Source organism: Pandoraea commovens (genome assembly GCF_902459615.1).
GTDB lineage: Bacteria > Pseudomonadota > Gammaproteobacteria > Burkholderiales > Burkholderiaceae > Pandoraea > Pandoraea commovens.
The window spans coordinates 767,678-788,881 of record NZ_CABPSA010000001.1 but is presented as its reverse complement, the minus strand read 5'-3'; the positions used below and the strand labels follow the sequence as shown (position 1 = coordinate 788,881).

The 21,204-nt window shown below is 63.0% G+C and carries 18 protein-coding genes; 5 read left to right on the top strand and 13 right to left on the bottom strand.

Annotation, left to right across the window (positions count from 1 at the left end):
- Window positions 1-19: 19 nt before the first annotated feature.
- Together ndhC and PCO31010_RS03410 are read right to left on the bottom strand one after the other, a co-directional pair.
- Window positions 20-379, bottom strand: coding sequence for an NADH-quinone oxidoreductase subunit A (gene ndhC / locus PCO31010_RS03415; protein WP_150662978.1), 360 nt, complete (start codon window positions 377-379; stop codon window positions 20-22).
- Between the two features lie 174 nt (window positions 380-553).
- On the bottom strand, window positions 554-868 hold the full coding sequence (locus tag PCO31010_RS03410; RefSeq protein WP_039397911.1) for a DMT family transporter: 315 nt from the start codon (window positions 866-868) through the stop codon (window positions 554-556).
- Window positions 869-1,096: 228 nt separating this feature from the next.
- On the opposite strand from PCO31010_RS03410, the gene PCO31010_RS03405 reads away from it, so the two are divergent.
- Window positions 1,097-1,714 (top strand): hypothetical protein, encoded by a 618-nt coding sequence (locus PCO31010_RS03405; RefSeq protein WP_150662977.1) that lies wholly within the window; start codon window positions 1,097-1,099, stop codon window positions 1,712-1,714.
- 332 nt (window positions 1,715-2,046) lie between these two features.
- Window positions 2,047-2,607, top strand: coding sequence for an azurin (gene azu, locus PCO31010_RS03400; protein ID WP_246184426.1), 561 nt, complete (start codon window positions 2,047-2,049; stop codon window positions 2,605-2,607).
- A 7-nt stretch (window positions 2,608-2,614) separates the two neighbouring features.
- Here the strand turns inward: azu and PCO31010_RS03395 are convergent, their stop codons facing one another.
- Complete coding sequence (locus tag PCO31010_RS03395; RefSeq protein ID WP_150662976.1) at window positions 2,615-3,520, bottom strand: LysR family transcriptional regulator; 906 nt, start codon at window positions 3,518-3,520, stop codon at window positions 2,615-2,617.
- 100 nt (window positions 3,521-3,620) lie between these two features.
- Between PCO31010_RS03395 and PCO31010_RS03390 the strand changes: the two genes are divergently transcribed.
- Window positions 3,621-5,204, top strand: coding sequence for an MFS transporter (locus PCO31010_RS03390; RefSeq protein WP_150662975.1), 1,584 nt, complete (start codon window positions 3,621-3,623; stop codon window positions 5,202-5,204).
- Between the two features lie 29 nt (window positions 5,205-5,233).
- On the opposite strand, the gene PCO31010_RS03385 is transcribed toward PCO31010_RS03390, so the two are convergent.
- The 3 genes from PCO31010_RS03385 to PCO31010_RS03375 form a co-directional block, all read right to left on the bottom strand.
- Window positions 5,234-6,163, bottom strand: a complete 930-nt coding sequence (locus PCO31010_RS03385) for a pirin family protein (RefSeq protein ID WP_246184425.1) — start codon at window positions 6,161-6,163, stop codon at window positions 5,234-5,236.
- 132 nt (window positions 6,164-6,295) lie between these two features.
- Complete coding sequence (locus tag PCO31010_RS03380) at window positions 6,296-8,437, bottom strand: TonB-dependent receptor (protein WP_150662974.1); 2,142 nt, start codon at window positions 8,435-8,437, stop codon at window positions 6,296-6,298.
- A 244-nt stretch (window positions 8,438-8,681) separates the two neighbouring features.
- A complete protein-coding gene (locus PCO31010_RS03375; RefSeq protein ID WP_150662973.1) occupies window positions 8,682-9,077 on the bottom strand; it encodes a DUF2946 family protein in 396 nt (131 codons plus the stop codon).
- A gap of 287 nt (window positions 9,078-9,364) precedes the next feature.
- Between PCO31010_RS03375 and PCO31010_RS03370 the strand changes: the two genes are divergently transcribed.
- Together PCO31010_RS03370 and map are read left to right on the top strand one after the other, a co-directional pair.
- Window positions 9,365-9,619, top strand: a complete 255-nt coding sequence (locus PCO31010_RS03370; RefSeq protein ID WP_150574424.1) for a ParD-like family protein — start codon at window positions 9,365-9,367, stop codon at window positions 9,617-9,619.
- The gene (gene map / locus PCO31010_RS03365; RefSeq protein ID WP_150662972.1) at window positions 9,619-10,458 is read left to right on the top strand and encodes a type I methionyl aminopeptidase; all 840 of its coding nucleotides are present in this window, start codon (window positions 9,619-9,621) and stop codon (window positions 10,456-10,458) included. Before PCO31010_RS03370 ends, map begins: the two co-directional genes overlap by 1 nt.
- A gap of 88 nt (window positions 10,459-10,546) precedes the next feature.
- On the opposite strand, the gene PCO31010_RS03360 is transcribed toward map, so the two are convergent.
- The 7 genes from PCO31010_RS03360 to PCO31010_RS03330 form a co-directional block, all read right to left on the bottom strand.
- Window positions 10,547-11,371: a hypothetical protein gene (locus tag PCO31010_RS03360; RefSeq protein ID WP_150662971.1), complete on the bottom strand. Its 825-nt coding sequence runs from the start codon at window positions 11,369-11,371 to the stop codon at window positions 10,547-10,549.
- Between the two features lie 167 nt (window positions 11,372-11,538).
- Entirely contained in the window at window positions 11,539-12,654 is a 1,116-nt protein-coding gene (locus tag PCO31010_RS03355; protein ID WP_174984275.1) for an HPP family protein, read from the bottom strand.
- A gap of 383 nt (window positions 12,655-13,037) precedes the next feature.
- A complete protein-coding gene (locus tag PCO31010_RS03350) occupies window positions 13,038-13,496 on the bottom strand; it encodes an RcnB family protein (protein ID WP_246184424.1) in 459 nt (152 codons plus the stop codon).
- A gap of 520 nt (window positions 13,497-14,016) precedes the next feature.
- Complete coding sequence (locus PCO31010_RS03345; RefSeq protein WP_150662969.1) at window positions 14,017-15,564, bottom strand: efflux transporter outer membrane subunit; 1,548 nt, start codon at window positions 15,562-15,564, stop codon at window positions 14,017-14,019.
- A gap of 12 nt (window positions 15,565-15,576) precedes the next feature.
- Window positions 15,577-18,762 (bottom strand): efflux RND transporter permease subunit, encoded by a 3,186-nt coding sequence (locus PCO31010_RS03340; RefSeq protein WP_039397929.1) that lies wholly within the window; start codon window positions 18,760-18,762, stop codon window positions 15,577-15,579.
- Window positions 18,763-18,853: 91 nt separating this feature from the next.
- Window positions 18,854-20,203 carry an efflux RND transporter periplasmic adaptor subunit gene (locus PCO31010_RS03335; protein WP_150662968.1) on the bottom strand — a complete coding sequence of 450 codons (1,350 nt, stop codon included), beginning with the start codon at window positions 20,201-20,203 and terminating at the stop codon, window positions 18,854-18,856.
- 28 nt (window positions 20,204-20,231) lie between these two features.
- Complete coding sequence (locus PCO31010_RS03330; RefSeq protein ID WP_150662967.1) at window positions 20,232-21,170, bottom strand: alpha/beta hydrolase; 939 nt, start codon at window positions 21,168-21,170, stop codon at window positions 20,232-20,234.
- Window positions 21,171-21,204 lie beyond the last annotated feature (34 nt).

Here is a 21,204-nt window from a genome sequence, read left to right as displayed (position 1 = left end):
GGGCGTCCGTGAGTGGCAATCACTCCCACTCGAACGCCTTCTTCTTCCACTCATAAGCGAAGCCAAGGACCAACACACCGAGAAACGCAATCATCGCCATCAGACTCACCATGCCTGCTTCTCGCAGTGAGACCGCCCAGGGGATGGTGAAGGCCAGTTCGATGTCGAAGATGATGAAGAAGATTGCGACGCGATAAAAGCGGACATCGAACTTCTTGCGCGCGTCGCCGAAGGCGTTGAATCCGCATTCGTAAGGGGAGTTCTTTGCGTCGTCCGGCCTGCTTGGCCGGATGGGTTTGGCTACGAAGAGTAAGCCCACCCCCATCAGCAATGCCACGATGAGAAAGAGAAGTGCCGGGTAGTATTCTGAGACGTCCATCAATCGATCCAATCAAAAGAAGCGCGCGTCGGTGGCAACGCAAATGTGCGAACGCATACCTTCGCACAAGCCCACCGGTGCATCGAAGCGAATCCCAAACCACGTCATAAGCAACACCGACACGAGACGCACAAGCGCCTCGCCGGTTCGAATGACCTAAAACGAGGTTGTCGGTTACGACGAGAGTTTCATGAGGATCAGGCCGCTGACGATCAACGTTGCGGCGGCGATGCGGGCAGTGCTGACGATTTCGCCAAGCGCGAAAATGCCGACGACAAATGCGCCAACGGCACCAATGCCAGTCCAGATCGTGTAAGCCGTGCCCAGCGGAAGGGATTTCATGGAAACCGATAGCAAACCAAAGCTAGCGGCCATCGTCACGAGCGTGACTACAGAGGGGATGAGCTTCGTGAAGCCAGCAGACTGCTTCATCGTGTAAGCCCAAAGGACTTCCAGAACACCTGCGAGCGTGAGATAGATCCAAGCCATACGGCTCTCCAAAAAAGAGCCGGGCCGTCCCGGAATGTCTCGTCACAGGTGAGGTCGTCCTCACGGCCGTCACTATACGAGTTCAACCGATTCTGCGCAATGTCTCCACGGTTTATCCGAGATTGACAGGTAGGATCGCGGACGACAGATGATCAGGATCGTCATTGGCATGTCGCCTGTGTGCCCTGAGTGGTCGGAGCAGCAATGGAGCACCCCGGAAGCCAAGATATGCGCGAGGCCATCGAGCGCCTTGCCGCTGCAATGGACAAGTCCCGCAAAGAACTTGAGGGCCTCGCCAGACGCGACGTCGCACTGCGCGCGCGGTATCGCACCTCGGTCGCACGCGTCGCAGAACGCGCCATTCCCGATCTCCGTCGCAGGACGCTCGAACAACTGCTCACCGACCATCGCCCCTTTGTGGGCGAGGCGGTGCTCGACGTCTTCGCCCGAAATGGCGTCATGGCCCGGATACTCAACACGCGCCGGTATGCCGCGTCGGTAACTTCGCTGCGCGATAGTTTCTGCGACTACATCGGCCGATCCGGTACGGCTCCGTTCGCCTCGGCGCGTGCGGAAATTGCCGCAATCGAAGCACTGATGGTAGGTGCGCGAGCAGAAGAGTCCGATGCCGCTGGTGTACTGGCTGGCATGCGGATCGTGCTTGCGAACGAGATCCAGATTCCTGGCGAACTCGTTCCTGATATTCGGCTTGTCTGTCGTCCGCGATCCAGAAAGGCAGGCAGTGTCGCGGCGTCCATCGAGAGCGGCACAAACGGTATTGTCGGCGGCCATTCCGGCATCCCGCAAACCGTTCGCCAGTTTGCGCTGTCAGTGGCTATCGCTTGACGAAAGTGCAACCGCGATAAACCGAAGCAATAGGGCGATAGGGCGTGAGAACGCCAACGTGAAAAGTGCGATGAGCGGGGGATCAGGGCCCTGTTCTGAACCGAGTTGGGTTTATGTCTGAGGGGCGGAATAGGGCCCTGGTCCCCCGCGGGGTTGAGTTCGGAAAGAGAAGCGAAAGATCAAAACAACACCAAAACCGATTAGCAATACAAACCAATACAAAACAGAGAACGACCAACAAACGCCCAACGCAATCGCGGGCTATCGTCGAAAGTCGGGTGATGCCATCGGTATCGGTGTCGTCAGGTGATTTCGAAACGCTTGGAGCGAACGTGTTGTCGGAAAATTTCTCGTTGTTTGGGGCGCGTACGCGCGCGCTCAATCTGATCTTCGTGGCCTGCCTTGGCGCTCCGATCCCCGGCCTGGCGCAAGGCGTCGAGCATGCGGGCTCCATGAGCATGGTGCGCACGGGCGACGACGTCCGTGCGGTAGCAACAGTCGTAGGTGATGCGTGTCAGATCGACGTGCAGGGCCGTCCCGGCAAGAAGTTTTCGCCCACGCACATCAGCGTGCCGTCGGCCTGCAAGACACTCACCGTCCAATTGATCCATACGGGCAAGAAACCCAAGGCGGCCGCCGGACACAACTGGGTGTTGGTCCGCGAGAACGACCTCCATGCGGCCATTGCCGATGGTCTCGCGGCAGGTCCCGACAACGATTGGGTTAAGCCGGGCGACGAACGCGTGATCGCGAAGACCGCGATGATCGGTGGCGGCGAACGGACGTCGGTAACGTTCGACGCATCGAAGCTCTCGCACGGTACCGCCTATACCTACTTCTGTTCGTTCCCGTCCCACGCCGAGATGATGCGCGGCACGCTATCCATCGAATGACCGCACCTCACCCAATCCTGAGCATCGGGATCTCCGTCGAAAGCGCGTCGATTGCGCAGCGCGTCTTCGACGGCAGATAGGGCGACTTCGGCCACACCACGTGAATCGCCTGCGGACGCACCCCGCAACGGCTACGCACGACCACCAGCCGTCCTGCAGAGGCATGCTTCTCCAGAAACCAGCACGGCAAATACACCAGCCCAAGCCCGGCAATCCCCGCATCTGCAATCGCCTGAACATCGTCGAGACTGAGCTGACGCGTAATCTGCAACGCGTGCTCGATACCGTCATCATCGAGCATGTGCCACCGCGCCATCGATCCGCTGCGCGAATACGAGATGCCTGTGTGGGCGGCGAAATCGTCCGGCTCGACGGGCATGCCGTGCTCCGCCAGATACGCAGGCGACGCGCCGATGCTCATGTACTGCGTGCCAATGCGTCGGGCGTCGAGCGTCGCGTTATCGCGCAACTCACCGATGCGCACCGCTAAATCGATGTTCTCCTCGATGAGATCGACGCTCCGGTCGGAAAACGAAATGTCGATTTGCAGCTTGGGATATTGACGCGCCAGCCCGAACAACACCGGCGCTACGCATTGATGACCGAACGCAATCGGCACGCTCACACGCAGTCGTCCGCGCGGCTCGTTCAGCCCGCTCTCGACCTCCGCCGCACCTGCGTCGAGTTCAGCCAGCGCCCTCACGCAACGCTCGTAATACACACGTCCCGCTTCCGTGAGCGTATGACTGCGCGTCGTGCGATGCAGCAGGCGCACCCCGAGCCGTGCTTCCAGACGGGAAATCACCTTGCCGATGGCCGAGCGCGTCAGATGCATACGCTCTGCCGCGAGCGTAAAACTACCGGCTTCGATGACCTGAACGAAGACGGCCACGCCGTCGAGTTTATTCGTCATATTGGGTCTGTACGGTCGCGTATTGCGGGAAGAAATATCAGTAATCGGGAATCTGGTTCCCGATATATTACCTCTGACTTCATTCTCGTTCGCGAATCCCATGACACCCTCACGCGCATCTCAAAACGCACTGGCGCTTGCCGCCGTCTGCCTGACATCGCTGATGTTCGGCCTTGAAATCTCCAGCGTGCCGACCGTCCTGTCGACGCTGGAGCGTGTACTGCCTGCGGATTTCCGGGAAATCCAATGGATCATGAACGCCTACACACTCGCCTGCACCACGGTGTTGATGGCGACAGGCTCGCTTGCCGACCGGTTTGGACGACGTCGCGTCTACGTCATCAGCATCGTGGTGTTCGCGCTAACGTCGCTCGCCTGCGGGCTGGCGCAGAGCGCGCCGGTGCTCATCGTCAGCCGCTTCCTTCAGGGGATGGGCGGGGGCGCGATGCTGATCTGTCAGGTGGCGGTGCTCTCGCACCAGTTCCGCGAGGGGCGCGAGCGCAGCGAGGCGTTCGGCGCGTGGGGCATCATTTTCGGCATCGGTCTCGGTTTCGGCCCGATCATCGGCGGCATGATTGTTGCCGTGGCCGACTGGCAATGGGTCTTCCTCGTGCACGTGGTGCTGTCGATCGTGGCACTGGGGCTGGTATTCGTCGGTGTACAGGAGTCTCGCGACCCGCACGCGAATTATCTGGACGTGCCGGGCATCGTCACGCTGTCGCTCGCCACGTTCGGTCTGGTGTACTTCATCACGCAAGGGCCGGATCTCGGCATGGGCAGTCCGCAGGCGCTTGGCATCGCAGCGGCGACGCTCGTCAGTTTCATCGCCTTTCTCTGGATCGAGAAGCGAAGCCCGCGCCCGATGTTCGACTTTTCCGTGTTCCGCATCCGTCGGTTCTCCGGCGCGATGTTCGGCTCGATGGGGATGAACTTCAGCTACTGGTCGTTCATGATCTATCTGCCGATCTACTTTCAGGGCGCGCTCGGTTACAGCAGCGTGAACGCAGGGCTGTCGCTGCTGGCGTACACATTGCCGACGCTCGTGGTGCCGCCGTTCGCCGAACGCCTGTCGTTGCGCATCGACGCCCGCCGCGTCATTCCGCTGGGTCTGTTCACCATCGGTCTCGGCTTCCTGTTGATGAAGATCGGCTCAGGCATGGCCGATGCCAGCTGGCTCACGATGCTACCCGGCAGTCTGCTCTGCGGCGTGGGCCTGGGCATGACGAATACGCCTGTCACCAACACCGCTACCGGCGCAGTGTCAGCCAATCGTGCGGGGATGGCGTCGGGGATCGATATGAGCGCGCGGCTAATCAGCCTCGCCATCAACATCGCGCTGATGGGTTTCATCTTGCTCAAGGGCGTGAGTGCATCGCTGGCAAATGCGTTGCCGGGCGTCTTCGACGCGACGTCGCTGCGTACGCTCGCAGAGAAGATCGCCGCCGGTAGTCTTGAACACCTTGCTCAAAACAACGCGGCGCTCGCGGCGGCCGATCCGCAGGGGCAGATCGTGCAAGCAGCATTGGTGCACGGCTTCGGGTGGGTGATGGTGTACGGCGTGGTGGGGGCGTGGGTGCTCGCGCTGCTGAGCGTGGTGGCGTTCGGGGCGGGCGGACGCGACGTCGAGCGGGTGAGCGAGCCGACGGCAGCCGCCGCCGAGCGCGTGTGCGAGCCGACGCTGTAACGTGTTGAGCCGCTAACCCGCTACAGTGCTTACGCCCGCGTCCGGTAAGCCTTGAGCTGAGGAAAGGCCTCTTCGTCTAACGAACCGAATTCGCCGCGCTGATAGGCCGACATCCGGTCGTTGAGCTGTTCGACGGTGTTCATGACGAAGGGGCCGTGTTTCGCCAACGGCTCGCCGAGCGCCGGTCCGGACAACACCACAAAGTGGCAGTCCGGCCCGGCAAGCAAACCGATGGCGAGGACGTCGATCGTTGCGCCCTTGCTCAGGCCGACGGCGACCGCTTCGCCAGCGCCCAGTTGCCGAGTCGTGCCATCGGCATCGACCTGCAAATGTCCCGAGACCACACAGACGGTGGCATTCCAGCCGCGCCGCAAATCGTGGTGGAACGCGGCGCGATCCGTCAGGAACCCGTCGAGCAAGGTGAACGGTTGGGGAAGGTCGTCGTTCTTCTTCGCCGTCACCCCATTGCTTGCGCCCAAAACCACCCGCACACGCACACCGGGCGACACCACTTCGGGGATTTCCGTAGGTTCGACGTCGAACGCATAGGGCGCGTCGTACTTCTGCGAAGCGGGCAAGTTGACGAAGATTTGCAGCGCGTGCACGTCATGGCCCTCGCCTTCGGGTTGCTCTGTGTGCACCGCGCCGCGTCCGGCGGCGAACCAATGCAAAGCGCCCGGCACGATAGGGCCGTAGTTGCCGAGCGAGTCGTAGTTGACGTGCGCGCCGACGGCGTCTTCGAACATATACGTCACCGCCGAAATCCCCGCATGCGGATGCGGCGCAAAGGTCGGGGCCGTCATGTGGAAATGATCCAGCATGACGACCGGGTCCATCAGACCGCCAAATGTCTGCTCGCCGAAATGCTTCGCACGAAAGCCATCGCGAATGGTCATGTCGTGACCGCTCACGACCTCCGAAATCCGCACGAATTCGCTGCTATTGCCGACGTTGTTCATGTCATCTCCCCGCATCTTGAATGGGGTCAATCATAGCGACACGAATCATCACGGAATATAGGCGGTTCGGTAACTCGAAGTTACGCAGACGGAACAATCGCGATGGTCAATACGGCGAATGCAGCTAATACCTCAGAACCGGTAGCTCATCACCAGCTCCGCGCGACGGTCGTTGCCCAGCAGCCATTGCGTGTTGTTGTAGTAGGCCGTTTGCACATAGTGCCGGTTGAAGACGTTGTAGACGCGTCCGGTTAGCGTGAGATCGCGGCGCGGCTTCCACGCGAGCGCCAGATCGACTGTCGTATAGGACGGCAGCTTCAGCGTATTCGCGGTATCGGCGTAGCGCTTGCCAACGTACTTCAGTCCACCGCTGGCCGTCCACGCCTGTGCGAAGCGCCAGCTCAGCCACAGATTCGCCATCTGCTGAGGCACGTTCACCGGAATGTTGCCCGCCCGCGAGACGGACACACCGCCCACGCTTTCCTCGAACTGGTCGTACTTCGCCCGCAGCCAAGTGCCGTTGGCGTCGATGCGCACGTCGCGCGTCAACTGCGCCCCCACGGTCAGTTCCACGCCCCGCGACGACTGTTGGCCGACCTGAAGACTGACCGACGGATTGAGCGGATCGGCGGTGAGCAGATTGTTCTTGACGATGCGATAGACCGACAGCGTGCCGTCGACGCGACCGTCGAGCCAATCCTGCTTCACGCCGAACTCGATCTGTTTGCCTGTCGCAAGATCGAACTTGGCCTTGGCCGGTGTGAGCGAGAGCAGTGAGGTGATGGGGTCGGCGGCGACCGAGTACTGGCCGTAGACGCTGGTGTTGGCGGTCACGTCAAAGACCGTGCCCACGCGCCAGCCGGTGTAGCTGAGGTCCTTGGCGAAGGCGGTGCCTGCGATCAGGTCGTCACGATTGATGCTGGCATGGTCGTAGCGCACGCCGCCAATGACCGACCAGCGCGACGTGACCTTCAGACGGTTCTCGGCAAAGAACGCGTATTGGTTCGCCTGCGACCGGTACTTGGGAAAGGTGCCCGCCACGTTCACGAAGTTGCCAGGATCGGGGTTGTACAGATCGACGAGCGACGTGCCGGAGTAGGGCGAATTGTTCGTGTGTTGGAACGTCGTGTGATTGAACTCGAAGCCCGCCGACACGGCGTTTTCCATCCCGAACAGTTGGCCCTTGAGCGTCGCGGTCGTGACGTTGCCGATCTGTTCCTGATCGTGAAGGATCTCGGTGTAGCTGCTGCGTTGCACCAGGCCGCTTGAGGGCACATAGTTGTAATACTCGGCGTCCTTCCAGTGGCGCTTGCTCTTCATGCGATACAGCGTGCTGGTGATCGTGAGATTGTCGATGGGACGCCACGTGGCCCCCAGCGTCGCCCAGCTGTCACGAAACGTGATGAGCGAATCGCTCACGTTGTAGTTCTTCTGATAGGTCGCCGGGTCGAGACGCCCGTTCACGAGCGGCACGCCGAAGTACTGCATCGGATGCTGATTGCCCTCGGCGAGCGTGGCCGTCACGGAAAAGCGCGGCGTGAAGTCGTACTTGATGGCGGCGGAGAACGACGCATTGTGCGAGTTGCCTCGGTCGACCCAGTTGTTCGAACTGTTCGCGCTCGCATCGAAGCGATAGGAGAGCTTGTCGGTGATCGCACCGCCGCTACCGAATGCTGCGCGGTCGGTTTTCTCGGTGCCGATGCCCAGCTGAATTTCGTTCTCGATGGGCATCTGCTCGGGCTTCTTCGGGACGATATTGACCACACCGCCGATGGCACCTTCGCCGTAAATGACCGAGGCCGGGCCGCGCAGGACCTCGATCCGCTCAACGGACCACGTGTCGAACGGGAACGTGACGCCGATCGCACCGTACGGACGCACGCCGTCGTACAGCTGTGTGACGGACGCGCTGCCTACGAAGCCGCGCGCGCCGAGTTCCGAGCCGCCATTGCCCGGATGGGGGGATGCGTTGATGCCCGTCGCGCGACTGACGGCGTCGACGATGTTCGCGTCGCCGCGCTCCACCAGTTGCTGCCGGTCAATGACCTCGACGCTCGCCGGTGTCTCCTTGATAGAGAGGCCGAGGCGGCTGCCGGTCTGCACCGGTTCGTCGAGGGGTTTCACGATGTCCGCTTGTACCTGCGTGGCGGGGAGTTCGACGTTTTGCGCGCCGTTGGCGTTTGCGTTGTTACTGTTGTCGGCAGCGTGCGCGAGGGCGCACAGCGAGCCAATGGCCACCGCGATGGCGGTGCGCACTGGAATTGACGTTTTCATGACGCTGTCTGGTTATCGTTATCGGGCACACGCGGGCCGTACGTCGCTGGGGCGCTGGGGCCGCTGAGCGGCGATCGGCTGACGTGTGCAGGCCGCCGCCGGTCGGTGTGCAACGGGCGCCAGCCGTGAAAATCGGAGTCGATGCAATGAGACGATCGAACGCACTCGCCCGCGCATCCGCATCGCCATGACTACAGGGCGACGCGACGAGCGGGACATCGGCGAAACGAACGACTCGAGGGTGTCAGGCGTGCGGCGGGGCGCGCGACGGTGGGGTGAGACGCAGCGGCGTGCCGCTATGAGGCAGCGCTGGCGACAGGGTGAGGCGTGGTCCGTCGACACGAATGTCTGCCAGCGTCAGCGGGGCGGGCGGAAGGGGCGGCGTGTGCGCGAGCAGCGAGCAATAGCCGCAGGCGACGCTCGTTGCGTGCGTGACCGGTGCGTGCCGCCCTTGCGCTGCTGCTTCGTCGAGACTGGTACAGAACGCGCTGGACAGCGCGTCGTCGATGGACGACGGGTGCGCGCGCAGATACTGGCTGATCAGCGGCGCGCAAAGCAGCATCCACATGGCGGCGAGGCCGACCCATGCGATGCGTTTGCTATGTGACCATACCGGCATGTTCAGGGCGCGCGGCGACAAGCCGCGTTCGTGACGACGAGCGGCGATGCTATCACGCAGTAATACGAATCATTTCTCCAGTAGGTGAAAATTCATGGCGGACGCCACGCGTTGCGGCAATTTGTCGCGCTGCGCCGAAACGTTCGCCGCCCTTGCCGGTGACCACCCACCGTCGCACGGTGGAGGGGAACGCAGGGGTTCGCCTGACATGGTGAGCCGGCGACGGATTTAGCGGCATAGGCGAGACAATTCGGCGGCGGGCTGGTAATATACGTTTCGTAGCTATTTCGTATATAGGAATCCGCCCTATGGGTATCGTCAAGATATCGGAGCAGATGCATGAGGCGCTGCGCAATACCAGCGGCGCGCTCAGTCGCTCGATCAACGCGCAAGCCGAACACTGGCTGCGCGTCGGCATGCTCGCCGAACTGAATCCCACGTTGAGTTACGGCGAGATCTGCCGTCGACTCATCGAATCCGATGGCGCGCCGGTCAGTGAGACCGGCGCTGCCGCTTCTCCAGCAACCGGTGCACCCGTCACCGTCATGAATAAGGTGGCCTAATGGTGCGCGAACGCGTTGTCATCCGCTCGAACGAAGAAATTGCCCTGTCGCGTCGCGCCGGGGAGATGGCCGCACAAGTGCTCGCGATGATCGGCGAGCATGTGAAGCCCGGTGTCACGACCGACGAACTCGACCGTCTGTGTCACGACTTCATCGTGAACGAGCTGAAGGCGATACCGGCCAACATCGGCTATCACGGGTATCCGAAGACGGTGTGCGCATCGGTCAATCACGTGGTGTGCCACGGGATTCCGGGCGACAAGAAGTTGCACGATGGCGATATCGTGAACATCGACGTTGCCCTCATCAAGGACGGCTGGTTCGGCGACACAAGCCGTATGTATTACGCGGGCACGCCGAGCATCATGGCCAAGCGTCTGGTCGACACGACTTACGAAGCGATGGTCGCAGGCATTCGCGCGGTGCGCCCCGGTGCAACGCTGGGCGATGTCGGTTACGCCATTCAGTCGGTCGCGCATCGCGAAGGCTTCAGCATCGTGCGCGACTACTGCGGACACGGCATCGGCACGACGTACCACGACGATCCGCAGGTGCTGCATTACGGACGTCCGGGCACGGGTCTGACGTTGCGCCCGGGCATGATCTTCACCATCGAGCCGATGGTCAACGTCGGCAAGCCGGACACGAAGCAGCTCGCAGACGGCTGGACCGTCGTCACGCGCGACCGTTCGCTCTCGGCGCAGTGGGAGCATATGGTCGCTGTCACGGAGACGGGCTTTCAGGTGCTCACGCAATGGCCGGACGGGCTTGGCGAATATGCGCGCTACGGTGCGCTCGATGCGGGCGACACGGCTGAGAAAGCGGCGAATGCGGCCTGATTGGCGGCGGCGTCGGCACGACTGAGGACGTCATTGAAATGAAAATCGGGGCGCAAACTTTGCGCCCCGTTTCGTTATGCGTCGTGATTTACAAATCGTCCGGCGCACCGTCCATCAGCAGCAACTGGTTGGCATAGCGGTGATAAAGCCATCCGCCGACGCCGCATGCGACGGCGAGCCACGCAATCGAGAACACCGTTTTCAGGATCAAGGAGCCGAGTACCGCAACGGTGACTTCCGGCATGAATCTCAGGACCAGCGCCAGCAGCAGTGTGATCACGATGCCGGTGCCGAAGAGCGGCAGGAACGTCACGAATACGGTCCCGAACATCGACCAGAAATGTCCACGTGAATCCTGCCACGCGGCACCCCAGCGCTTGCTGCGTCCGACCGCGACCTGCGCATAAATGAGCGAGATGCGCGTGATGACAAAGACCGCCGCGCAAGCCATTAATGCGATGAACGTGGCGAGCAGGGGGTAGGAATGGCTGCTTCCGCTCATCCGCGAAGCGAAGCCGATGATAAACGCGGGAATGAAAGCCGCGATCATCATGGCGATCACGAGTTGCAGCGATAGCCAGATATAACGCCACACGTCGCGACCGAACCAGGGCGATTGCCGGGCGGCGTCCGGACCGAGGATGACGTAGCGCAGGATGTGAACGGCAAGTACCGCGAGCGCGATCAGATTGACGAGTCCGACGCCAAGCGACAGAAGGGCGATGTTGAGGCGGTAAGTCGCGTCGCCCCCTTGCGCGGCGGCGCTGGCGAGTTGCTTCAGCGAGATGCCAAGTGCAGACGACACAAGCACAACGAGTGCCACTATCAGACTTAACAGTGGCCGATTGCGTAACGCGTTAAAACCGTCGATCCATGCGCCTACGAAACACTGCTTGAACGTTATCGGTTCCATGTCGCCCCCTGAGCGATTGTCACTTCGTTGATCGAAGTTTGTGCGGCGTCAGTGCGTTACAACGCCGCCATTCTTGCAGATCGGCTCAGGGCTGACAATCGTAGTAGGGGAGTGTTGGCGGCCTGCGACGCCGGACCGGCACCGCAGGCAAATGCGCGACGAACGCTTCAGGCGTTCACGACCTTGCGCAGCACGTCGGCGTGCGTGACGACGCCCACGAGCCGGGCGGCATCGTCGAGCACGGGCAGTGTGCCGTGGCGTTGCGTCGAGAGGAGCGCGACTAGTTCGGAGAGCGGCATGCCGGCGGTGGCCGACTTGAGGTCGCCCTGCATCAGATCGCGCACGGCCGGGCGTTGGCCATTGCCCAGCGACACGCCGAAGCGCGGCCAGTTCTGGCGGCGCGCACGTCGCGTGTGCAGATCGTGCCGCGTCAACAGTCCGATGACGCGTGCCTCCGAATCGACCACCGGCACGGCATCCAGTCCATGACGTTGCAACAGACGCCACGCCGCAGGGGCTTCCTCATGCGCCTGTACCTTGGCAAGCGGCGGGGCCATCACGTCGGCTGCCGTCAGCTCGCGCGCGCGACGGGCGAAGGCTTCGCGTTGCGTGTCGCGCAGCAGGCTGGCCAGATCGTCGGCGGAGATGTCGAGCAGTTCGCTACGACGGGCGAGAGCCTTTTCAGCATCGGCCGTCGTCACGGGAATCGCTTGCGCATTGACCGGACGCGCCGGTGCTTGCGCCTTCATCGCGTGCGGGTAGCGGTGGCCGGTGATCGCGTGATAGCCGATGGCCGAGCCAAGCAGCATGACCGACTGAAGCGCAATCGGTTCGAGCACGAAGCCGTAGCCGAGCGCATGAACCGCCGGGCCGCCGAGCACGGCGGTGAGGGCCACCGCGCCTGACGGCGGGTGCACGCAGCGGAACGTGAACATGAGTGCGATGGACACACCGACCGCCGTCGCGGCGGCAACGACCGGCGTCGGAATAAACATGGTGCACGTCACGCCGACGACGGCCGCGACGAGATTGCCACCGAGAATCGACCAGGGTTGCGCGAGAGGACTGGCGGGCACGCCGAAGAGCAGAACGGCCGACGCGCCCATCGGGGCGACCAGCCAGGGGATGTAAGAGACAGGGCCGAGCAGCCAAAGCATCAGGCCACCGGTCACAGCGATACCGCATAGGGCGCCGATGCCTGCGCGTAGACGCTCGCGCCAGTGAACGGCCACCACGGCGGGCAGAAAACCCGCCATCCAATCCTTCACATCACGTCGTGTCATTGCCATGTCGTCCCGCTCCATCGGACGCACCTTTCTGGGGCGTCGTCTTGATATTTTGTGCATGATATATCGTATATCGATGAATTGGGAGGGCAGGAGCGCGTGATTTTAATGCTGCAACGCAGCGAAATCACTGCCCGGAGCCAGTGGACATTAAAGCGGCGCACCAAATCGAGGAAAACGAGACGGAAAGGGCGTGAAGCTTGCTAAGGCAGGAGGGATTGGGCGGAGCGGGAGACGGGAGCGGGCGGGACTTCCGGTGCCAAGCGGCGCGCGAAGACGAAGTACCAACGAAATACGGCAGGGCGCGAGGCCCTGCCGTACGGCTGGCGAGTCAGCGGAAATTCACAACGCCGACGAGTGGCTAAGGCGTCGGTCGGCGATCAGTGCCCGCCCACGATCTGGACAATCACGCCCGAACCGTTGACCAACAGGAAGTCGCCACCCACGCCAACCCAGTGGTGGCCGCGTTTGGGCGCATCGAGATGGTACTGACGGTAGTCGTCGACGCGGTATTGCGCATCGCGGTATTGCTGCGGCACGCGGTCGCCCTTGCGCCAGTCGGGATGCTGCCACGCGGAATCGTCGCCGGGGCCGCGTTGGGCTTGCGGGGGCGGTCCGCCGTGCGGACCCTTTTTGGGGCCGTGGCCCGGAGGGCCTCCGGGTTTGTCACCATGAGGACCACCCGGTTGATGCCCCGGCGGCGGGCCACCCATGCCGCCCATACCACCCATACCACCCATACCACCCTGAGGCGGTGGGCCGCCCTGTGCCAGGACGAGGGAAGAGGAAACCGCCAGACCGGCGGCGAGGCACAGCGACAGTGTCTTGCGCATCTTCATTATTTGCACTCCTTATCGTAGGGTCGAGGGACCGAACGCGGGGGAAGCATTCGAGATGACTTGCCAGCGACGGCCGACGCTTTTGCGCCGTTCGCATTGCGCACAAAGCAGCGCAAATGGCGAAAACGAGGCCAAAAAGACGAAAGCCGTGCGTCCATCCTACCATCGCATCGCAAAAAAAAGCCCGGACATGCCGGGTGTCGTTTGACATAGGGCATGTGCCGGGCAAGCAGGGACGCAGGGAAGAAACCTGTTGGATGGGCTCGACGGCGCGAGCGCACCGCACGAGGCGCATCGAGACCGGCGGCTCGCCAGGCACGCTTCGGGGGCAGGTCGGCGCGCCTCTCGTCTTGGGGGCACGAGCGCGGCCGCCGGTTCGATGCATCCATCAGGGCGCGACGTTCCCGGGGGGAAGAACGCCGCACCTGCTGCCGGGACATGCCATTCAACACGACATGCCTCGACCTTTCGCGACGCGTTTCAACGCGCCGCGATACGACTCAACTCACGATCCCGTCATTCAGCGGGCCGCTACCGTTGCACCGGCCGCGTTCGCCGTGGGTACGGCTGCCGGAGCACCGTCGGCAGGCGTCTTGGGCAAATCGCCCCAGCCGCCGCCCAGTGCGCGGATCAGGTTGACGGTCGACACGGCTTGCGCACCGGCCAACTGAACAGCGCTGCGACGCGTTTGCAGCACCGTGCGCTCGGCGTCGATCACATCCAGATACGCGATCGAGCCTTCCTGATACTGCGTGCGCGAGAGCTGCGCTGCGCGGCCCGAGGCCTTCACGGCATCGTCCTGTGCACGCGTTTGCTGTGCGAGCAGACGCAGATTCGACAGGTTGTCTTCGACTTCCTGGAACGCCACGAGCACTTGCTGACGGTAGTTCGCGACGTCTTCTTCGTACTGCGCACGGGCACGCGACAGATTGCCGCTACGTGCACCGCCATCGAAAATCGGCATCGAGAGCAGACCACCGACGACCGGTCCCAGCAGGAACGTGCGGCTCGACCAGTTGAACAGATCGCCCAGCGTGGCGGCTTCGAATCCACCCGAACCGGTCAGCGACAGCGACGGGAAGAACGCGGCCTTTGCGACACCGATGCGCGCATTCGCTGCGGCCATCGCACGCTCGGCGGCCGCGATGTCAGGGCGGCGCTCAAGCAATGCCGACGGCAGACCTGCGGGCACCTGCACGGTGACGGGCACGAGCGGCGAGGGCGCAAACGAGAACTCCGCCGGTGTCTTGCCGAGCAGAATCGCGAGGCTGTGTTCGGACGCGGCACGCAGACGGGCCACCGCCAGTGCGTCGGACTGCGCCGTGGCCAGTTCGGCCTTGGCACGGGCGACGTCCAGCTCGCCGATGTCGCCTTCGGTGAAGCGCCGTTGCACCAGCTTCAGTGCTTCTTCGCGCAACGTCACCGTCTGCGTGTACAGCGCCTGTTCGGCGTCGAGCTCGCGCAGATTGAAATAGTTCTGCGCGACGTCGGCTTGCAACGCGAGCTGCACCGAGCGGTACAACGCTTCACTTTGTTCAGCGTCGGCGCGGGCGGCGGCGACGTTGTCCGACACACGGCCAAACAAATCGACTTCATAGCCGACGCTCGCCTGCGCACGCCACAGCGTGTACGGCGCGATGTTCGTGCCGTCCGGCTGCATCTGCGAGGCGGGCGAGATCTTCTGACGCGACGGGCCGAAGCCAGCGTCAAGTGTCGGGAAGAGCGCGGCACGAGCCTGACGTTGCACGCCACGCGCTTCCTGCACGCGGGCGGCGGCCGCCTTCAGGTTCTGGTTGGCGGACAATGCATCGGCTTCGAGCTTGTCGAGCGTTGCGTCGCCGAACACCTTCCACCATTCGCCGCGCGCCAGCGCTTCCGACGGCTCGGCCGTCTTCCACGTGCCAGCTTCACCTGCGGGCAGTGCCGCTTCCTTGAAGGCCGTCGGCGTACCCTTGTCGGTCACCGTCGGCACTTCGTATGTGGGAGCCATCGAGCAGCCCGCCACCACCAGCAGGGTGGCGAGCAAACCCGAGACGCCCAGACTTCTTTTCATCCATTGCGCTTGCATGATTGGCATCCTTCAGACTTCGGATTTGACGTTGGCGGGCATGGTCGAGGCGTGCGCGCTATGCAGCGGCTTCTTGCCCGCCAGCGTACGCAGCAGCACGTAGAACACCGGCGTCAGGATCAGACCGAAACCGGTCACACCGATCATGCCGAAGAACACGGCCACACCCATGGCATGACGCATTTCCGAACCTGCGCCCGTCGACGTCACCAGCGGCACCACACCCATGATGAACGCGATGGACGTCATCAGAATCGGGCGCAGACGCAGACGGCTGGCTTCGATAGCGGCAGCGATGGCCGTACGACCTTGCATTTCCAGTTCCCGCGCAAACTCCACGATCAGAATCGCGTTCTTCGCGGATAGCCCCACCAGCACCATCAAACCGATCTGCGTGAAGATGTTGTTATCCCCTCGCGTGAGCCACACACCGAACAGCGCGGACATGATGCTCATCGGCACGATCATGATCACGGCGAGCGGCAGCGTCAGGCTTTCGTACTGCGCAGCCAGCACCAGGAACACCAGCAGCACCGAGATCGGGAACACCCACAGCGCGGAGTCGCCAGCGAGGATCTGCTGATACGTCAGGTCCGTCCATTCGAACTTCACGCCGCGCGGCAACGTTTCCGCCGCGATACGCTCCACAGCCGCCTGTGCCTGACCCGACGAGTAACCCGGGGCCGGGCCGCCGTTGATGTCGGCAGCGGTGTAGCCGTTGTAACGCACCACCATTTCCGGACCGTACGTCGGCGAGACCTTCACCAGCGACGAGAGCGGGACCATGTCGCCATTGACGTTACGCGTCTTGAGCAGGCCAATGTCGTCGGCGTGCGCACGATACGGTGCGTCGGCTTGCACACGGACCTGATACACGCGACCGAACTTGTTGAAGTCGTTCACGTACAGCGAGCCGAGGTAGATCTGCATGGTGTCGAACACGTCGGTGATCGGCACACCCAACTGCTTGGCCTTCACACGGTCGAGGTCGACGTTCAGTTGCGGCACGTTGATCTGGTACGACGAGAACGTCGGGCCCAGTTCCTTCGTCTGCGAAGCCTTCTTGATGAACGCCTGCGTGGCGTCGTTCAGCGCTTCGTAGCCGAGTGCGCCACGGTCTTCCACTTGGAGCTTGAAGCCGCCGAGCGTACCCAGACCCAGCACCGGCGGGGGCGGGAACACGGCGATGAACGAGTCCTTGTTCTTCGCGTATTCGCCGTTGAGCTTCGCCGCGATGGCGCCCGCCGACAGCGACTTGTCCTTACGTTCGCTGAACGGCTTGAGCGTGACGAACACGATACCGGCCGACGACGAGTTGGTGAAACCGTTCACCGACAGACCCGGGAACGCGACGGCGTTCTTCACGCCAGGGGTCTTCAGCGCGATTTCCGACATATCGCGAATCACCTTGTCGGTGCGATCGAGCGATGCACCGTTAGGCAACTGGGCGAAGGCGATCAGGTATTCCTTGTCTTGTGCGGGGACGAAACCACCCGGCACGACCTTGCCCAACAACATCGTCACACCCAGCAGCACGGCGAAGATCGCCATCATGACGGCCTTGCGACCGATCACGCGGGTCACACCCTGACCGTACTTCTCCGAACCGCGATGGAACACGCGGTTGAACGCGCCGAAGAAACCACCCAGATAACGGTTCATCTGACGCGTGAGCCAGTCCGGCTTGGCGTGATGGTCCTTGAGCAGCAGGGCGGCCATGGCTGGCGAGAGCGTCAGCGAGTTGAAAGCCGAGATCACCGTCGAGATGGCGATGGTCATGGCGAACTGCTTGTAGAACTGACCCGTCAGACCCGACATGAAGGCGAGCGGCACGAACACGGCGACCAGCGTCAGGGCGATGGCGATAATCGGCCCGCTCACTTCACGCATGGCCTGATATGTCGCTTCCTTCGGCGAGAGACCGGCGGCGATGTTCCGCTCGACGTTTTCCACCACCACAATCGCATCGTCCACCACGATACCGATGGCCAGCACCATCCCGAACAACGACAGCGCGTTGATCGAGTAGCCGAAGCCGAGCAGCAAGGCGAACGTACCGACGATGGACACCGGCACGGCGAGCAGCGGGATGATCGACGCGCGCCACGTTTGGAGGAACACGATCACCACCAGCACCACGAGGGCGATGGCTTCGAGCAGCGTGTGCACGACGGCTTCGATCGACGAGCGAACGAACTGCGTCGGGTCATACGCGATGCGGTATTCCACGCCCGGCGGCATATCCTTTTGCAGGTCGGCCATCGCGGCGCGGACGTCGTCCGAAATTTGCAGCGAGTTGGCGCCCGGCGACTGGTTGATACCGAGACCGATGGCGGGCTTGTTGTCGAGCAACGAGCGCAGGCTGTACGATGACGCGTCGAGTTGCACGCGGGCGACATCGCTCAGATGCGTGACGGCACCGTCCGGCGAGGTCTTCAGAATGATGTCGCGGAACTCTTCTTCCGTGTTCAGACGACCGCGCGTATTCACGTTCAGCTGCAACGGCGTATTCGGACCGGCAGGCGTCGCGCCGATCACACCGGCGGCCACCTGCACGTTCTGTTCGCGAATGGAGCGCACCACGTCCGACGCCGTCAGGCCGCGCTGTGCGACCTTGGCCGGATCGAGCCAGACACGCATCGAGTAGTCACCCGCGCCCCACATCTGCACTTCACCCACGCCCTTGATTCGCGAGAGGCGATCCTTGACGTTGATGAGCGCGTAGTTGCGCAGGTAGGTCATGTCGTAACGGTCGTTCGGCGAGATCAGGTGCACGACCATCGTGAGCGTGGGTGAGGACTTGATCGTCGTCACACCCAGGCGCTGCACGTCGTCCGGCAGGCGCGGCAGCGCTTGCGAGACACGGTTCTGCACGAGCTGCTGTGCCTTGTCCGGGTCGGTGCCCAGACGGAAGGTCACCGTCGTGGTGAGGTTGCCGTCGCTGTTGGCCTGCGACTGCATGTACAGCATGTTTTCCACACCGTTGATCTGCTCTTCGAGCGGGGACGCAACGGTTTCGGCGATCACCTTCGGGTTCGCGCCGGGGTATTGAGCGTGCACGACGACCGACGGCGGAACCACTTCCGGGTATTCCGAAATCGGCAGCTGGAACACGGCGATCAGGCCGGCCAGCAGCGTGAGGACCGAAAGCACGCCCGCAAAAATGGGCCGGTCGATGAAAAATTTTGAGATGTTCATGACGAAACTCTGGGGTGTCGTTCAGCGTGCAATGTTGCTGTGTGCCTGCACGCGCATTTCTCGCATCAAGTGCTCGACAGTCGTTGCAAACTTACGAACGCGAAGCGGTTTTCGCCGCAGCTTTCGTGGCTGCGACCGATTGCGTCTTGCTGTCGTTTTGCGAAGTCTTCTGTGTCGTCGGTGCGTCGTTGGCCGCTGCGGCGGGTGCCGGGGCGGGGGCCTTGGCGGCGTCTGCCGTACCGGTCGCAGCGTTCCCTGCAACGGCCGTCGGCGCGATGTCGTGCGCGTCGCCCGTGTCACCGGCCATCTTCACCACCTTCGGCGTCACAGCGTCGCCCGGACGAATGCGTTGCAGACCGTTGACCACGATGCGCTCGCCGTCCTTCAGACCGCCGGCGATTTCCACGAGACCGCCGTGGCGTTCGCCCAGCTGCACTTCGCGGTACTGCGCCTTGTTCGCCTGATCGACCACCATCACGTACTTCTTGCTCTGGTCGGTGCCGACAGCGGCTTCGTCCACCAGCAGTGCCGGGTGCGGCTCGCCGCCACCGACGCGGATCCGTGCATAGAGGCCCGGGACCAGTGCACCATCGGCGTTGTCGAATCGCGCACGCACGCGGATCGTGCCGGACGTGGTGTCGAAGCGGTTATCCACCGAGTACACCGTGCCCTTGCGCGAGTAACCCGACTCGTTGGCGAGACCCAGATCGACCGGCACGCCGCTCGTCTTGGTGTCCTTCGAGAGATAGCGCAGGTAGGTTTGCTCGTCGACGTCGAAAGCTGCGTAGATCGGCGAGACGGACACCACCGTCGTCAGTGCGGGCGATTGCGCGCCTGCACTGACGGTGTTGCCTACGGTGATTTCCGCGCGCGAGACGCGACCGGCCACCGGCGCCACGATCTGCGTGTAACCGAGGTTGATGCGGGCCGTTTCCAGCGCAGCTTGCGAGGCCTTCACGTTGGCGACGGCTTCGCGTGCTGCGTTTTCCTTCTGGTCGAAGTCCTTCTTCGCGATGGCGTTATCCGCGATCAGGCGCTGCGCACGCGCGAGGTCAGTGCTGGTGAAGACGTCACGCGCCTGTGCCGAAGCAAGCTGCGCAGCGGCGCGGTCGACTTCGGCGGCGTACGGACGCGGGTCGATCGTGAAGAGGGCGTCGCCTTTCTTCACGAGCTGGCCGTCCTTGAAATGCACGGCGGTAATGGTGCCTGACACGAGCGGCTTGATATCGACGCGATCCACCGCGTCGAGACGGCCGGAGTAGCTCTGCCAGTCGGTGACGGTGCGCGAAAGGACGTTGGCAACGTCGACTTCGACGGTCGGCATGACTTGCGCGGCGGGCGTGCTGGCATCGACGCGCACGACAGTGAGCGTGCCGATAGCCAGGAGCGCGGCCGTGGCGGCAGCGGCGATAAGTACGGGTTTGCGAGCGAGGGTGGTCATTATTTAAATCTCCGGGATCGGATTGGACTCACTGGGTAGAGCCGGTGGCAGGCGGTGCCAGCCGACGTGTCAGGAAGGTGGCCACCTCCCGCAGCGCTGCGGGCAGGGCGGCCAGGCCGTAATGGGACGCGCTGCGATGGCGCGTGACTTCTGTCGGCACGCCGGCCGCGATGAGTTCGGCAGCGTATTTTTCAGCTTCGACGTGCAACAGGTCGTGTTCGGCGGAGGCGATCAGCGTGGGCGGCAGGCCCGCGAGACGGCGCGACTCCAGCGGTGCGGCGTACGGATGCAGACGTTGCGTCGCGTGCGGCAAATAGGCGCGGTAGCAACGGGCGCACTCGTTGGCTTCAATGTCGCTGGGTGTGCGACCGTCGGCCAGACGCGTCATGCTGGGGTCGAGCAGCGGCGCGAGCAGGGCTTGCGCCGACACCGTGATTTCGCCCCGATCTCGGGCAATCATCGTGAGGGCAGCGGCAATGTTGCCGCCAGCGTCGTGCCCGGCCACGGCCAGACGGCGCGGACTGGCACCGTACCGGCGCGCATGACGGTGCAGCCAGAGGGCTGCACACCAGGCGTCTTCGGGCGCTGCGGGAAACGGGTGTTCGGGCGCAAGCGAATAGCCGACCGAGACGACCAGTGCCGGGACGTTCGACGCGAGGTAGCGCGCGGCGGCATCGCCATCGTCCAGCGAGCCCTTGCAAAAGCCACCGCCGTGGAAGTACAGCACTGCGGGCAGATGCGCTTCGAGCGGCACGACGACACCCGGCTGACCGGCGTGCGCATCCGCAGCGCCGGGCGTGGCGACGCCGACCGGCCGGTAAACGCGCAGGGTGACCGGCGCGGAATGGCCCGGGATGCTGACCTCTTCGATGCGCAGTCCGTCGTCGCTGCTGAACAGCTTGCCGGGCTTACCGGCTTTGCCCGGTTGTGCCGACTTTCCCGAGGGCGACTTGGCGTTGGCTGACATATGGCTTCGGGTTCGCGCGAGCGATACCCCTCTG

Coding starts and splice junctions, on each gene's coding strand:
- ndhC (WP_150662978.1), bottom strand. CDS start 379: ATGGACGTCTCAGAATACTACCCGGCACTTCTCTTTCTCATCGTGGCA.
- PCO31010_RS03410 (WP_039397911.1), bottom strand. CDS start 868: ATGGCTTGGATCTATCTCACGCTCGCAGGTGTTCTGGAAGTCCTTTGG.
- PCO31010_RS03405 (WP_150662977.1), top strand. CDS start 1,097: ATGCGCGAGGCCATCGAGCGCCTTGCCGCTGCAATGGACAAGTCCCGC.
- PCO31010_RS03395 (WP_150662976.1), bottom strand. CDS start 3,520: ATGACGAATAAACTCGACGGCGTGGCCGTCTTCGTTCAGGTCATCGAA.
- PCO31010_RS03390 (WP_150662975.1), top strand. CDS start 3,621: ATGACACCCTCACGCGCATCTCAAAACGCACTGGCGCTTGCCGCCGTC.
- PCO31010_RS03385 (WP_246184425.1), bottom strand. CDS start 6,163: ATGAACAACGTCGGCAATAGCAGCGAATTCGTGCGGATTTCGGAGGTC.
- PCO31010_RS03380 (WP_150662974.1), bottom strand. CDS start 8,437: ATGAAAACGTCAATTCCAGTGCGCACCGCCATCGCGGTGGCCATTGGC.
- PCO31010_RS03370 (WP_150574424.1), top strand. CDS start 9,365: ATGGGTATCGTCAAGATATCGGAGCAGATGCATGAGGCGCTGCGCAAT.
- map (WP_150662972.1), top strand. CDS start 9,619: ATGGTGCGCGAACGCGTTGTCATCCGCTCGAACGAAGAAATTGCCCTG.
- PCO31010_RS03360 (WP_150662971.1), bottom strand. CDS start 11,371: ATGGAACCGATAACGTTCAAGCAGTGTTTCGTAGGCGCATGGATCGAC.
- PCO31010_RS03355 (WP_174984275.1), bottom strand. CDS start 12,654: ATGACACGACGTGATGTGAAGGATTGGATGGCGGGTTTTCTGCCCGCC.
- PCO31010_RS03350 (WP_246184424.1), bottom strand. CDS start 13,496: ATGAAGATGCGCAAGACACTGTCGCTGTGCCTCGCCGCCGGTCTGGCG.
- PCO31010_RS03345 (WP_150662969.1), bottom strand. CDS start 15,564: ATGCAAGCGCAATGGATGAAAAGAAGTCTGGGCGTCTCGGGTTTGCTC.
- PCO31010_RS03340 (WP_039397929.1), bottom strand. CDS start 18,762: ATGAACATCTCAAAATTTTTCATCGACCGGCCCATTTTTGCGGGCGTG.
- PCO31010_RS03335 (WP_150662968.1), bottom strand. CDS start 20,203: ATGACCACCCTCGCTCGCAAACCCGTACTTATCGCCGCTGCCGCCACG.
- PCO31010_RS03330 (WP_150662967.1), bottom strand. CDS start 21,170: ATGTCAGCCAACGCCAAGTCGCCCTCGGGAAAGTCGGCACAACCGGGC.